The organism is Dyella sp. 333MFSha, assembly GCF_900102405.1.
Taxonomy (GTDB): Bacteria; Pseudomonadota; Gammaproteobacteria; order Xanthomonadales; family Rhodanobacteraceae; genus Luteibacter; species Luteibacter mycovicinus.
Genome location: NZ_FNBR01000001.1, coordinates 895899 through 909446, shown reverse-complemented (window position 1 = coordinate 909446; position 13548 = coordinate 895899). Strand labels below are relative to the sequence as shown.

15 protein-coding genes are annotated in these 13548 nt (G+C 63.2%); 11 read left to right on the top strand and 4 right to left on the bottom strand.

The features are described from left to right. Positions 1 to 59 precede the first annotated feature (59 nt). A complete protein-coding gene (locus BLT40_RS04165; protein ID WP_090351640.1) occupies positions 60 to 2126 on the bottom strand; it encodes an ATP-binding protein in 2067 nt (688 codons plus the stop codon). A 25-nt stretch (positions 2127 to 2151) separates the two neighbouring features. Further along, a complete protein-coding gene (locus BLT40_RS04160; protein WP_079520209.1) occupies positions 2152 to 2913 on the bottom strand; it encodes a helix-turn-helix domain-containing protein in 762 nt (253 codons plus the stop codon). Positions 2914 to 3479: 566 nt separating this feature from the next. Here BLT40_RS04160 and BLT40_RS04150 point away from each other — a divergent pair. The 6 genes from BLT40_RS04150 to BLT40_RS04125 all read left to right on the top strand — a co-directional run bounded on the left by BLT40_RS04150 (position 3480) and on the right by BLT40_RS04125 (position 8048). Further along, the gene (locus BLT40_RS04150; protein ID WP_090351637.1) at positions 3480 to 4109 is read left to right on the top strand and encodes a response regulator transcription factor; all 630 of its coding nucleotides are present in this window, start codon (positions 3480 to 3482) and stop codon (positions 4107 to 4109) included. Between the two features lie 305 nt (positions 4110 to 4414). Then, entirely contained in the window at positions 4415 to 5044 is a 630-nt protein-coding gene (gene rclC / locus BLT40_RS04145; RefSeq protein WP_079520214.1) for a reactive chlorine resistance membrane protein RclC, read from the top strand. Between the two features lie 65 nt (positions 5045 to 5109). After that, positions 5110 to 5451, top strand: a complete 342-nt coding sequence (locus tag BLT40_RS04140) for a carboxymuconolactone decarboxylase family protein (protein ID WP_079520216.1) — start codon at positions 5110 to 5112, stop codon at positions 5449 to 5451. Positions 5452 to 5740: 289 nt separating this feature from the next. After that, positions 5741 to 6109, top strand: a complete 369-nt coding sequence (locus BLT40_RS04135) for a BlaI/MecI/CopY family transcriptional regulator (protein ID WP_090351633.1) — start codon at positions 5741 to 5743, stop codon at positions 6107 to 6109. A gap of 14 nt (positions 6110 to 6123) precedes the next feature. Beyond that, complete coding sequence (locus BLT40_RS04130) at positions 6124 to 7224, top strand: M56 family metallopeptidase (RefSeq protein ID WP_143025827.1); 1101 nt, start codon at positions 6124 to 6126, stop codon at positions 7222 to 7224. A 134-nt stretch (positions 7225 to 7358) separates the two neighbouring features. Continuing rightward, positions 7359 to 8048 (top strand): TlpA family protein disulfide reductase, encoded by a 690-nt coding sequence (locus tag BLT40_RS04125; RefSeq protein ID WP_079520220.1) that lies wholly within the window; start codon positions 7359 to 7361, stop codon positions 8046 to 8048. A 40-nt stretch (positions 8049 to 8088) separates the two neighbouring features. On the opposite strand, the gene BLT40_RS04120 is transcribed toward BLT40_RS04125, so the two are convergent. Continuing rightward, positions 8089 to 8904 carry an SDR family NAD(P)-dependent oxidoreductase gene (locus tag BLT40_RS04120; protein ID WP_090351628.1) on the bottom strand — a complete coding sequence of 272 codons (816 nt, stop codon included), beginning with the start codon at positions 8902 to 8904 and terminating at the stop codon, positions 8089 to 8091. 148 nt (positions 8905 to 9052) lie between these two features. Here BLT40_RS04120 and BLT40_RS04115 point away from each other — a divergent pair, with 148 nt between their 5' ends. Next, the gene (locus BLT40_RS04115; RefSeq protein WP_218124514.1) at positions 9053 to 9379 is read left to right on the top strand and encodes a winged helix-turn-helix transcriptional regulator; all 327 of its coding nucleotides are present in this window, start codon (positions 9053 to 9055) and stop codon (positions 9377 to 9379) included. 140 nt (positions 9380 to 9519) lie between these two features. Here the strand turns inward: BLT40_RS04115 and BLT40_RS04110 are convergent, their stop codons facing one another. Further along, complete coding sequence (locus BLT40_RS04110; RefSeq protein WP_079520226.1) at positions 9520 to 10500, bottom strand: LysR family transcriptional regulator; 981 nt, start codon at positions 10498 to 10500, stop codon at positions 9520 to 9522. Between the two features lie 162 nt (positions 10501 to 10662). On the opposite strand from BLT40_RS04110, the gene BLT40_RS04105 reads away from it, so the two are divergent. From BLT40_RS04105 to BLT40_RS04090, 4 genes are read left to right on the top strand one after another with little or no spacing between them, the layout of a single operon-like run. Beyond that, the gene (locus BLT40_RS04105) at positions 10663 to 11940 is read left to right on the top strand and encodes a D-serine ammonia-lyase (RefSeq protein ID WP_176809095.1); all 1278 of its coding nucleotides are present in this window, start codon (positions 10663 to 10665) and stop codon (positions 11938 to 11940) included. Positions 11941 to 11949: 9 nt separating this feature from the next. Then, positions 11950 to 12336: a tautomerase family protein gene (locus BLT40_RS04100; RefSeq protein WP_090351620.1), complete on the top strand. Its 387-nt coding sequence runs from the start codon at positions 11950 to 11952 to the stop codon at positions 12334 to 12336. Positions 12337 to 12365: 29 nt separating this feature from the next. Then, positions 12366 to 13118 carry an SDR family NAD(P)-dependent oxidoreductase gene (locus BLT40_RS04095; protein WP_090351617.1) on the top strand — a complete coding sequence of 251 codons (753 nt, stop codon included), beginning with the start codon at positions 12366 to 12368 and terminating at the stop codon, positions 13116 to 13118. A 9-nt stretch (positions 13119 to 13127) separates the two neighbouring features. Next, the gene (locus BLT40_RS04090) at positions 13128 to 13538 is read left to right on the top strand and encodes a cupin domain-containing protein (protein ID WP_090351614.1); all 411 of its coding nucleotides are present in this window, start codon (positions 13128 to 13130) and stop codon (positions 13536 to 13538) included. Positions 13539 to 13548 lie beyond the last annotated feature (10 nt).

The following is a 13548-nucleotide window of genomic DNA, read 5'->3' as shown; positions in this document are numbered from 1 at the left end:
AGAGCCGGGAACATGCGGCATGCCGCCAGCTCGGGACCGACGAAGAGGAACTCATCGCGTCACTGGGGCGCGGGCCGCGTCACAGGCCAGCCGTTACCCGCTGCCAAGGGTGGCAACGTCACCGCAAACCGGGTCGACCACGCGGCGGGAGCGAGCTCAAGTGCGATGGTTCCCCCATGCGCTTCGATGAGCGAGCGGCAAATGGGAAGACCAATGCCGAGTCCGCCTTCCTTGGTGGTAAAGAAGCTGTCGAACAGGCGCTTTGCCTGCCGGGCGGTAACACCCGCGCCCATGTCATCGACCACCACGCACACGCCACCCTCCCGCTCCAGGGTCGTGATGCGGATGTTCCTTAGCCGCTCCGGGGTATGCTTCATTGCCTGTGCGGCATTGAGAGACAGGTTGATGACGACCTGCTGGAGCTGGACATCATCGCCAATGACCAGTGGAAGCCCCTCCGCCAGAACCGTCTCGATTTCCGTACCCATGCGGCGGCACTCGTCCCTGACCACCGCTACCGCGTCGAGCACCGTCCGGTTGATGCCTAGGGGCTGATAGATCGGTTCGGCGCGCTTGGCCATGCTGTGGATGCGGGCGAGGATTTCCGTTGCCCGGATGGCCTGGGCTGAAGAGCGGGACGCGAGCTCGCGCAGCTCGGCATGGTCGGGGGCCGGATGGTTGAGCGTTCGCAGCACGGTCTGTGAGTCGAGCATGATGGCGGTCAGCGGCTGGCTCACCTCGTGGACAATCGACGCGGCAAGTTCGCCAAGAACCGCCACGCGTCCTGCATGAGCAAGGTCCGAGCGCGTCCTCGCGAGCACCTGCCGCGCTCGTGACATTTCACTGACGTCGGCCAGGCTCGCAATCATTACCCCTGGACGGGATGTCATGGGTTGGTACACCGACGACACCAGGCAGTTGAACGTCGTTCCCCCAGGCCGCGTCATCAGCACCTGGGACTCGTACGTCGTGAGACCTGAAAACCGCGCCAAAAGGAACTGACGGTATGCCGGCAGCGCCCGTGCCCAATAGCGACGAAGGCTGATGAATGCGTATTCCCGGGTCGCCACGCGCATCAGGTGCACGAAGCTCGCGTTGACGGCGACGACGGTGCAGCTGTCGAGCGCCTCTTCGACAAAATCCGGATGGGCGTCCATGTAGGCGCCAAGGTCGTCGACGCCGGAAAGGCGCAGCCGGGCGAGAACGTTATCAAGCTGCGAGCAGTCAATTTCGACGTTGGCCGCGGGACTGGAATTGAAAAGCTCGAGGTAGCGTTGCTCGCTCGCTTCTGCCTCTTTTCGGGCGCGTCGGGTCTCCGAGATGTCGACAACGCCAACGAGAACCTGGCCGCGCTGCACTTCCGGCCACGGCATGCTCGCGGTAAACAGTGCGTCGAAACGGGCGCCGGACAGGGTCAAGAAAGTGCATTCGGCGCTGTAGGTCTCGTGACGATTCAACGCCGCCAGCACGCTTGAAGCGAACACATGCAGGCTTTCGTCGGGCCAGACCTGATTGAGGTCTTCAAACAACGCGTCTCGCCGGCCTTCCCCGAAAAGCTCAACGGTGCGTTCGTTGAACGAGAGGATTTTCATCTGTCCGATGAGTGTGCGGACCGCAGCCGGGTTTCCTGCAAGGTACCCATGTAAGTCGACAATGCCCTCTTCCCGCCATTGGCTGACGATAGCTGTCGCGCCGAGCAACTCAAGATGCCAGAACGATGCCGGCATGGCGTTGAAGAGATTTTCGTAGCGGTGGCTGACCTTCTCGAGCACGCGCGAGGGCTGAATGTTCTGCGTGATATCGCGCCCAAACTCCACAATCCCGCTCGGCGTTTCTCCCGTGACGCCATAGGGCATGCGAAAGACGTCGACGCGGCGCATCGACCCGTCGCGGGCAAAACGCCGGAAGACGCCGCGAAAGGGATCGAACAAGGGCGGAGGCGAATCGGCGGGAATGCCTTCAATGGTGCAGCGCAGACGGTCACGCATGTTGCTGCCGACGACATCATCGCTCGACCAGCCGTAGAGGCGTTCGCTCGCTGCATTCCATGCGAGAACCTCGCCCTTTGCGCCGAGCAGAACAATGCTCTCCGGGGAAAGCTGGAGCATGTCGTCATTTTTCGGCATCTGGAACCTCAGATCGTGCTGGTCATCAAGCGGTCAGAACGTGCTGGCGCCGGCGCCAGGCGCCCGGCGGGACGCCTACAAGGCGGGAGAACTGTCTGGTGAAATGGCACTGTTCGCTGAAGCCGCAGGCAGCGGCAACCGTCTCGAGACTGGCCGAATCATTGGTCAGCATCCTCTGGGCGAGCTCGACACGACGCTGGATGACCCACTGGCGTATCGACGCGCCGAAGCTCAGGCGAAATGCGATGGAAAATCGTGCCGAAGACATCCCGCACTGTGCAGCGACGTCCGCCGTGGTAAATCCTTCCTGCATTCTTGCATCCATGAAGGCCACGGCTTGCTCGCTTTGCCACGTGGCGAGCTTGCGGACGTCTGCGCCTGCGGATGTCCCCTTTGCGTGCTCCCCGTGTGCGAGCCTGATTGCAAGGGCCACTTCCACCAGTGCCGGGGCCGGAAAAGGACGCTGTTCAAGCATCCGAACCAGGATGGCGGCAAGGCGTGCTGCCACGGACATGCCCTCTGCCGGCGCGTCAACGGGACGCAGCACAAGGCCCAGATCCACGTTGCCCAACGCATCATTGAACGCGATGAGGATGGGCCGGTCGATGACACCCGGAAAGTGCACGGCGCCGAGCGCCTGACGGGACCACAGTGCATCGATGGTTCGCTCCAGCGGCAAACCCGAGTGGTCGGCTACGCTGGAGTGAAGGGCGTCGACCACGACTCCCGCGAGGGGGAGCGGCATGAACTGGGCTGACATGTCTTCTCGCACGGTATTCTCCTGCATGTTGCGTCTCACGACTCACGTCTGGTCGTCGGCGGTCCTGCCATTGAAGTCTGGAGCCAGCCAAACACAGCGGGCGCGGCCCCTTTGGGCCACATCCGAGAGTCGCTCTACGTTACGTCTGGCCATGGAAGACACCTGTCGGGAATGTCCCGCGTCTACGCCCACACCCTCACACTGCCCCGGCTCACGGTTTGCGAGCATTTGCCTGACGTTGACGCGTCGGCGGTCCGACGCTCAGTCATTCGTGGATGCATCCGGGCTGCACAGGCCGAGGTCATGCCGCTAGAACTACGGCGCCACCCTTGGTTGTCATTAGACCGAACCCTTCACACAGTCGATACCCTCGATATGGGCAAAAACGGCGGCGTGTCCGTTTTTGCCCTGCTTATGACCGTCGAGGCGTCCGCTACATCAGGCATCCACTGCAGGCAGCGAAAAACTGTCAACTTTCTTTGCGTATTTCACCCTTTCGAGCGTTGCGCTGCCGATTTCGCTTCCCGCATCATGCAGGTCGTTTGCCTCCGGCAAGCCAGCCCGGGGCTGCTCTCCGCGATTAGGAAGACGCTGTGACCAGGCCATCAACGATTCGCGTGCTTATTGCCGATGACCATCCCGCCATGCGGGAAGGCCTGGCCCATGCGGTCTCGCAGGAAGCCGACATGGCCGTGGTCGCGGAAGCCGGCGACGGTGTGGAGGCGGTCGACCAGTTCCGGGCAACGCGCCCGCACGTGGCATTGATTGATTTGCAAATGCCGCGCATGAACGGACTTGAGGCTATTGCGGCCATCCGTGAAATTGACCACGACGCCATCGTCGTTGTGCTGACCACTTATCCCGGGGACGCCCGCGTCGTGCGCGCGCTCACCCTCGGGGCCACTTCGTATCTGCTGAAGTCGTCGTCGACCGCCGAGATTCTGTCCGCCATCCGCTCGGCCATCGACGGTCGCCAGGTGCTCGGCGCCGATGTGCGGCAGGACATGGCGACGCACGCCGGCTCGGAAAGCCTGACCAAGCGCGAGCTCAGTGTGTTGAAGCTGGCTGCCATGGGTTATGGCAACCGCGATATCGGCGAAGCGCTCGGTGTGTCTGAGGAAACCATCAAGTCCCGCATCCGCAGCATCCTTGGCAAGCTCGACGCCAGTGACCGGACCCATGCCGTAACCCTCGCCATCCAGCGCGGCTTCCTGGAAATCTGAGTTCGAATCGCGTCGCGTGGCGGTGCGGCCATTGACCGAAAAGCGTCGCACCCGCAGGGCACACCTGCAAGACGCTGGGGTCGACTGTCCATAGCATCGTCCCTGCGTCGTTCCGGAACGCTCTCGACCTCACCGAATTCGCTTCGACGAATGTCGCGGACGACTCCGGCTGTTCGGATTTCAGGCGATCGAGGCGCCTGGACTGAAGAAGAGCCGGCTAAGCGTTCAAGCGCCGCCGGACTTGCGCAACCCTATCCCTGTCGCCGACGGCCACTGGACCGAGGCCCAACCAACCGGAGCAATCCATGAACACCACACTGAAAAGCGCACTGACCGCTTTCGTCAAGACCGAGCGACTCGGACCGAACCTGATGCGCATCGCCATCGCCGTCGTCTTCATGTGGATTGGCGCGCTGAAATTCGTCCCCTATGAGGCCGACAGCATCACGCCGTTCGTCGCCAACAGCCCGGTCATGTCGTTTTTTTACAACCACCCTACCGAATACAAGGCCCATCTGACCCATGAAGGCCAGCTGGTCCCCGAGCAGCGCGAGTGGCAGACCGCCAACAACACGTATGGTTTTTCGACCGGCCTTGGCATCGTCGAGTGGACCATTGCCCTGCTTGTCCTGGCGTACCCCGTGTCCAAGCGGGCTGCGCTCCTCGGTGCATTCCTGTCGTTTGCGACCACGTTGGTGACGCTGTCTTTTCTGTTCACCACGCCGGAAGCGTGGGTGCCCGCGCTCGGTGACGCCCAGCACGGCTTTCCGTATCTGTCAGGCGCAGGACGACTCGTTTTGAAAGACACCATGATGCTTGCCGGCGCCTGGATCATCGGCATCGATGCGGCCAAGGCCATCCTTGCGCGCCGTGAGTCGTCCATTCGCGAAGCCCGGTCTGTCGACGTTTCCGCCGTGCGCGTCGGCGGGGCTTAACCGCCCGCCCGTTTCTGACAACCCATCCCTCCGACGGCCCCGCCGTCCAAACCAAGGTGAACGTCATGCTTGACTGGATTGCTTACAAGAAAGAGCTCGGCCCGCGCATTGGTGAAATCGGCGCTTTGAGCCCCGATACATTGAAAGGCTACCAGACGCTGTCGGGTGCAGGAGCAAAGACAGGGCACCTGGATGCCAAGACCCGTGAGCTCATCGCCCTTGCGGTGTCGGTGACCACGCGGTGCGACGGCTGTATTACCGTGCACACGGCTGAAGCCATCAAGTTTGGTGCGACGAAGGAAGAAATCACCGAGGCACTCGGTGTTGCCATCGCCCTCAACGCCGGCTCTGCCATGGTTTATTCGGCACGCGTCATGGACGCGTTTGCGGCGCACAGCAAGGCCTGATCCATCGAAACGGGCCAACCTAAAGGGATCTACCCATGACGATGCATCCCGCACGACCTCCCGTGCACTACTCGATCGCCTCATCGAGAAGGCGGCAGCGCAGGGGGACGGCTAACCCACGCGCGCGATGTCGGACGACCTTTCCGGAACGGAGCCTGTCGGCGCTCACGAACCCGCCTCGTCCTTGCCGACACACCGCGTCGTAGGTCGAGCTCTTGCAACACAATGTCGCTGTTGCATGGCTGGACACTACATGTGTAGCATGCCTTTCCCGCCTGTGTGAACGCCCATGCAACTTTCCGATAGCGAACTGGAAGTCCTCAAAGCCTTGTGGGAGAAGAATCCCTTGAGCGCCCGAGAGCTTCACGACGAACTCGCCGCCCGTACCGGGTGGGCCGTGTCGACGACGCGCACCGTGCTCGAGCGCATGCGCACAAAGGAGCTAATCATACGAAGCGAGGCGCACGGCCTTGCCGTCTTCACCCCGGCGAAGACCAAGGTCGAAGTACTGGGAAATTCGCTGTCGCATCTCTTCCGTCACGTGCTTGAAGTTCCCGGCAGTCTGCCTGTCTCGGCGTTGACGGGTAGTGCCATCCTCAACGCGGACGAACTCGCCGAGCTCGACCGCATGCTCAACGGGCGAAAGCGCAAGTCGTGAACCCGATTGCGACGGTGATCGCCTTCTCGGCATCGCTGCTGGCGGGAGCCGGCATGCTCGTGGCGTTGAGGTGCGTACAGGATGGCTTGCAAGCTTCAACGCGCTACCGCCTGACGACCGTAGCCTTCTGGCTGACGGCGGTGCTGCCTGCGGCGCTGCTCATCGTGAACGGCTTTCCAGGAACCATAGCGGAGCAACTGAGTACGCACGCGATGAGTTACCTCACCGCACTCCTGCCGGACGCACTGCCGGCACAGACCTGGTTGCTGTGGGTTGCCAACGGCCTGCTGATCGCGTCGTCACTGTGGGGAATGCGCGCCATCGCGCATCTCGTCCGTGCCCTGCGTAGGACACGGACGCTCAGGCGGGCAGCCGTACCGTCGATGCAGGACGATATTCCGGTGTTGGTGGCGGAAGTGCCTTCTCCACTCCTGATCGGTTACCGCGATCCCGCCGTAATCGTTCCCGCATCGGTGCTCGCATACCCACCGGCGGTGATCGCCGCGCTCGTTCGCCACGAACGCGCCCACGCGCACAGGCGCGACAACTGGCATCTCCTGCTCGAATCGTGGGCCATGGCGCTGATGCCCTGGTGCCTGCCACTGCGTTCTCTGCATCAAGCTTTGCTGGCCGCGCGGGAAGAGTTATGCGACGAGGCCGCTCTGCTCGGTACCGACGACGCGACGCGACGTGGATACGGCCAGGCGTTGATCGATGCTCTGCGGCAGTCGCAGATCCCGTCCGCAATGGGATCGACCGTCGCTGGCCCGCTGCCCGCCTTGCGCAGAAGGATGGCCGCCATCCTCGATCCCGGGCAGTCGTACCGCGCGCCTGACTTTCGTCACTGGATTGCCGCCCTGCTCGCTGTCGCCCTGGGATGGGCAACGGCAGTCTCGGCGTGGCGCGTCCATGCCGGTATCGAAACGGTGGCTGGCCTTCACGGCATGACATTGCGATTCCTTCCCTTGAGCAGCAGCGCTACGAATCGGTTCCACGTCACGACGCTGGGGGCGCCAGTGACGCCTGATTTCCAGCCTTTTCATCCGGGCGACTACCGCGTCTCGTTCACGCGCGCGCAGGATGGGAGCTGGGTCGTGGCGACGTCGCAGCCATAAAACGACGCTTCAAGGCTACCGTTGTAACTTGCACGCTACATGTGTAGCGTAAGAGCTCCCGAAGCAGCTCCCTGGAAGCCGTCGTGGCAAAATTTCTTTGTGTCTTCGCTCTTTGCTGTCTGAGCAGCCTCTCCATGGCCGACACCCGGTCCGATCTCGCAAAGGACTTGCTGCCTAAGCCCTTCCTCGATCAGCTTGGTATCCCGGGCGATTACCGGACTTCTTTCGAAGACGAGGCGGGGAACCCGATCTCGTACGAACGCTTTCAGGCCGCCATGGCCAAGCGGCCGTTCGATCTTGAGAAGGACGCTACCGGTCACCGGGTGACGTTCAAGCTCGAGAATGACGCAAAGATCGCCAGGCAGGCCGCGGCAAAGACGAAGCCGAAAGCGCTCGCCATTCAGGACCATCCCTTCCCGACCTTCCACGCGACCACGCTGGACGGGGCGCCGGTGTCAACCGCAGTGCTGCGCGGAAAGCCCTTCCTGGCCAGCTTCTTTTTTGCGCAATGCGGTCCATGTATCGCTGAAACCCCCGTGCTTTCCGCTTTTCACCAGGCACATCCGGACATGGCGGTCGTGGCATTTACGTTCGACGATCCGGCTACGGCACGAGACTTCGTGATCACCCGCAAGCTCAACTGGGCCGTCGTGGCGGATCAGGCCGAACTGGCCGACCGTGCAGGCGTGAAGGTCTACCCGACACTCATGCTGGTCGATGAGAAAGGGGTGGTACGCAAAGCGGTGCACACGGACGATATCGCGCCTGGTGGGAAGCCACTGGACCTGCCCTCGCTGAGTGCATGGGCCATGGACACGCACTGAGGCGGGGAAATGTTTCGTACGGCCGGCGCGAACCGCCGTTTCAGAGGCTTGGGGATTGTCCGCCGTCGACGCGCAGATTGACGCCAGTGATGTACCCCGCCATGTCGCTGACCAGAAAAGCTGCCGCTGCGGCGATCTCATCCAGTCGGCCCACACGCCGCATCGGGACTTCGGCAAACAACGGAAGCGCAGCGCGTTCGATCGCCTCCCACGGGGCGCCCTCGTCGACAAGTCCTTGCTCGAGCGCCACCTCCCGAAACCTGGCCTCGAGCGCATCGCTCTTGACCGTGCCAGGAGAGATGGCATTCACTGTGATGCCCTCTTCGGCGACTTCCTTGGCCAGCGACGCCACCATGGCGTTCATTGCTGCCTTGCTCGCGGAATAGTCCGGCGTGCGCGCCGGCGGCATCGTCGCCGCGGTGCTCGACATGAAGATGATACGACCCCATCGCGCCGCGCGCATCGCCGGAAGCACCGCCGTGGTCACACGAAGTGCGGCCAGCACGTTCCGGTCAAAGGCTTCTGTCCATGCACCGGCATGTGTGTTGCTCCACCGCTGCGTCGACTTCGCCGATCCGCCTGCGTTATTGACGAGGATGTCGATGCTTCCCACGGCGCGCAGGCCGTGGTCCAGCATCCGGCTGACGTCCTCATCCCTGGTCAGGTCGCCCACGATCGCCGTCGCCCTTCCGCCGGACGCAACGATCGACGCCGCCACCGCGTCAGCCCGGGCGCGCTGCCGCCCATGTACAAGCACGTGGGCACCCTCGGGCGCCAGCGTCCGTGCGATGGCCTCGCCGATACCCCTGCTGCTGCCCGTGACGAGTGCGGTCTTGCCTTCCAGTTGCAGATGCATGTCGGTATGGTCGCCTCTGTCTTGTGAACCACAAGGGTGGCGGGCGATGTCGAAAGTAACAACTACGCACTTAAAAGTGCCCACCACGCGACGCGACGAGTGTCTCGGCCCCGACGGCTCCGCCGCGCACGTCGGGCGAGTATTTCGCATGCTCCAGGGACGCTGGAAACTACCCATCCTGTTTCGTCTTTATGCGGACACGACCCTGCGCACGCTCGAACTGAAGCGTTCGCTTGCCGGCATCTCGCAGAAAATGTTGACCCAGCATCTGCGCGAGCTTCAGGCGGACGGTCTTATTCATCGGATGGAGCTTCCGGGAACGGTACGCGGAGTCGCTTATGCCCTTACAGAGATGGGCCAGGGCCTCGTGCCCGTCCTCACCTCCGCCCGCGAGTTTTCAATACGATTCGCCGCCAAGCACGCTACGGTCACCCGATCAGCCCGTTCCGAAGCAGGCTCTCGCCAGCATCGATAACCGAGGTAACTGCCGGACGGGTCTTCCACCCCAACACACGTGCCACCTTCGAGGTGTCCACCGTTTGTCCACACCCAGATTGGTCGCGGTAGCAGCCGGCTGGGTGCTCCGTACCGGAAAGCCTCAGACGCAAACGCGCCTCAGTACTTCGCACCAGGGATGAGTGCAATGCCCGATGCATGCAATACCTCTGTTCGCATCGCCGCGAATGCCTCACCTTCGCGCTGGAGCCAGTCACAGATCAGGTCCACCTGCACCGTATGCGCCGGCGTGGTGATGAAGTGATAGGACGCCGGGGAGCGGACCGCGAAGGGAAAGGGAGCCACCAGCGTCCCACGTTGCAGCTCTTCCATCACCATCGCGGTACGCCCCATCGCGATGCCCTCGCCTGCGACGGCGGCGCCCACGGCCAACATGGCCAGATTGAAGCGCTTTCCAGCTATCAGATCGGCGCAGCGCAGGCCGGTCTCGTCAAGCCACGACTGCCACTCTTGGAGCTCCGACGCTCCCACCCATGGGCGCGCGTCGTGCAAAAGCCACTCGCCGGCAAGGAGTCCCTTCGCCCCGATATCCGGATGTGCGTCCATGAACGCAGGACTGGCAACGGGGATGAGGTATTCGTCGAGGAACCCGCGCGCGGTGAGATTTTCGTAGTCGCCAGGGTCGTAACGAATGGCGGCCTGAAGTTGTTCACTGGCCATCCCCGCCATGTCCAGCCGGTGGAACTCGCCGAAGACGCGAATGTCGACCCGGGGGCGACCGCGGCGCAATCCGCTGAGGCGGGGTGTGAGCCATTGCATCGCAAACGACGGCGAGCAACTCAGCGTGATCGGCGTGGCGCCGCCGGGTGCAGCGATATCGGCGAGTGCATGGCGGATCTGCGCAAACGATGCTTCGACCACGGACGCGAGGCGCTCCCCTTCACCGGTAAGGCCAAGCGGCCGCGTACCCCGCTCGATCAGGCGGAAGCCAAGCGCTTGTTCGAGGCGCTGGATCTGCTGACTTGTGGCGCCCTGGGTGATGTGCAACTCGTCGGCCGCGCGGGTGAAGTTGCCATGCCTGGCCACCGCTTCGAAGGCGCGAAGCCAGGTGAGCATCGAGGATGAAAGCGACCGGGGCATGGCGTGTTCGGAGGGCACAAGCGCTTCCAGAAGGTGAGGGTCGGGGGACAGAAGAACGGGCTCACGGGGCATTAGTCTAACTAATGATGCATCCGCGAAGCTGATTTCCCCACAGTCGATGCAATCGGAACAATGGTCACATCCTCTCAGTGGACCTCACCGATGACTGGCCAATGGATTCACGACGGAAACGAGGCGGCGCACTCGCTGTCGGCCCGTAAGCCGACCTTTTTCCGAAACGTGTTCCGGGATGGCGTGGTGTTGCCGGCGCAGCGAGCCGCCATCGCCGGGGCGGAGGCGCGGATGGAGCGCTTCGCCCCGGTGGCGGCAAAAAAATTCTTTGCCCTCCAGGGCACCGATGGACGCATCCGCTCGCCTCTGTTCAACGCCGATGCGTTGGCTGCGCCATCCGGGTTCAGTGGCCATCCCTCCTCGCTCTTCGTCAAAGCGGACCACGTCTTGCCGGTGGCAGGATCCATCAAGGCACGTGGGGGTGCCCATGCCGTCGTTGAGATTGCTGAATGCGCCGCAGGCGGCCCGCTCACCGTGGGATCGAGCGCTCACGAGGCCCGGGTGCACGCGCAAGAAATTTCGGTTGGCTCGACGGGCAACCTCGGGCTGAGCATCGGTACGTTCGCCACGGCACTGGGATTTCGCGCGACCGTGCACATGTCGTCGCAAGCAAAGGCATGGAAAAAAGACCGCCTGCGCGCCCAGGGGGTGACGGTGGTGGAGCACGAGGGCGACTACCTCGACGCCCTGGCCGAGGCCCGTCGTTCCGCGCTGAAACGTCCGCACCACCATTTTATCGATGACGAATCGTCGGAAGCCCTCCTGTATGGCTATGCGGCAGGAGCACGGGAGCTGGCAGGGCAACTCACGCGTGCCGGACGCACTGTCGACGCGGATCGCCCGCTCTTCGTCCACGTGCCTTGCGGCGTCGGAGGAGCACCGGCAGGCATCGCGCTGGGGCTGCATGCGATCTACGGCCCCGACGTGCACTGCTTTTACGCCGAACCCACGGAAGCCCCTAGCGTGCTCCTGGCGCTGGCCACGGGTGAGGCGACGCGTTCGGTGTACGAGCTGGGCCTGACTGGCGTCACACAAGCCGACGGGCTGGCGGTCCCGCGCGCGTCGCCACTGGCGGTCGGGTTATCGCGCCATGTTGCCGCCGGGGTCCATACCGTGACCGATGCCCAGCTGCTGCGTGCGCTGCGTTGCGCCCACGACGCGATGAACCTGCGTCTGGAGCCCTCCGCGGCGGCCGGCTTCGCAGGCGCACAGGCACTCTCGGGACGCCTGGGCGAAGACTATCTTTCGAGCATCGGTTCGTCCGCCCGCCTCGACGCGGTGACCCACGTCGTGTGGACCACCGGCGGCGCATTGGTACCCGATGACGAGTTCGAGCGTTACCTGCAGCACCCATCGATCCATTCTTAGGAGAACGATATGCCACTCGCACGCATCACTTTGCTCAAGGGACGCTCACCGGAAACGCTCCGCGCCATCGCGGATGGGGTCCATGCCGCACTCGTCGACACCTACTCGGTGCCTCACGACGACCGCTTTCAGATCATCGAGCAACGTGAACCCGGAGAGATCATTTACAGCCCGACCTATCTGGGCATTGAACGTACCGACGACCTCGTGATCGTCCACATCGTTGCAGGCCACTGGCGTGATGAGTCGGCCAAGCGCGCCTTGTATCGCGCCATCGCCGATCGCCTGACGGTTGAGGCAAGCCTTCGACCGGAGGACATCCAGGTCATCATCACCTCGAACGATAAGCCGGACTGGTCGTTCGGCAACGGCGTGGCTTCCTACCTCCCGGCTTGAACCGTGATCAACAGCATCTGGAGAACGCAATGATTGTTCTTGTAACTGGCGCGACCTCGGGGTTCGGCGCCGCGATGGCACGGCGATTCGCGACAACAGGCCATCAGGTGATCGCAGCGGGCCGTCGACGTGACCGACTGGAGTCGCTGATTAATGAGCCGGGTATGGACACGATCCATCCGCTCCAGCTGGACGTGCGTGACCGGGCGGGCATCGACGCAGCCCTCGCCAGCCTACCCGATGCGCTGACCGACATCGATCTGCTCATCAACAACGCCGGCCTGGCGATGGGCCTCGACCCTGCACAGTCCGCCGACATGGCCGACTGGGAATCCATGGTCGACACCAATATCAAAGGCGTCATGTACATGACCCGAGCCGTGCTTCCCGGCATGGTGGAGCGAGGTCGTGGGCACGTCGTCAACATCGGTTCCATCGCCGCGACCTACCCTTACCCGGGCGGAAATGTCTACGGCGCAAGCAAAGCTTTCGTCCGGCAATTCTCGCTGAATCTGCGCGCCGATCTGGCGGGCACGGGCGTTCGGGTCACCGACATCGAACCAGGCCTCGCAGGTGGGTCGGAGTTCTCGGTGGTGCGCTTCGGCGGTGACCGCGATCGCGCGGAGAAGCTGTATGCCGGAACCGACCCGCTCACCCCGGAGGACGTTGCGGAAGCCGTGTTCTGGGCCGCGAGTCTGCCACGTCACGTCAACATCAATGCCATTGAGCTGATGCCCGTCACTCAGTCCTTCGGCGCATTGCCGATCCATCGAACCCTTTGAGGTCATACCATGAAGGCATTCTCTACGACCCTGTTGCTTGCAGCCTCCGCCGTCTCGGCCCATGCGGCCACCTTCCCGCCACTCGAGCGCAAATCCGTGCTCGAAGCGACACTCCCGGCCGCCAATCCTCCGGTGCGCCTCGTGCGCGGTGCGAGCATCCGCTTTGCGCCGGGCCAACCGACCGGCGTGCACCTGCACCCCGCATCCACGGTAGGCGTGGTCACGGAAGGCAGCTTCGTGTTTCAGCCGGACGGCGAGCCGTCCCGCATCCTGCATACCGGTGACTCATTCTTCGAGCCTGCGGGCCACCGGATCACGCATTTCGATAACGCGTCCTCGACGGAGTCAGCGGCCATCACCGTCTTTTACCTGACGGACACGGCGGACCGCCCGCTCATCAAGGCGCTGGGCGGCCAATGACGCCGGGCGC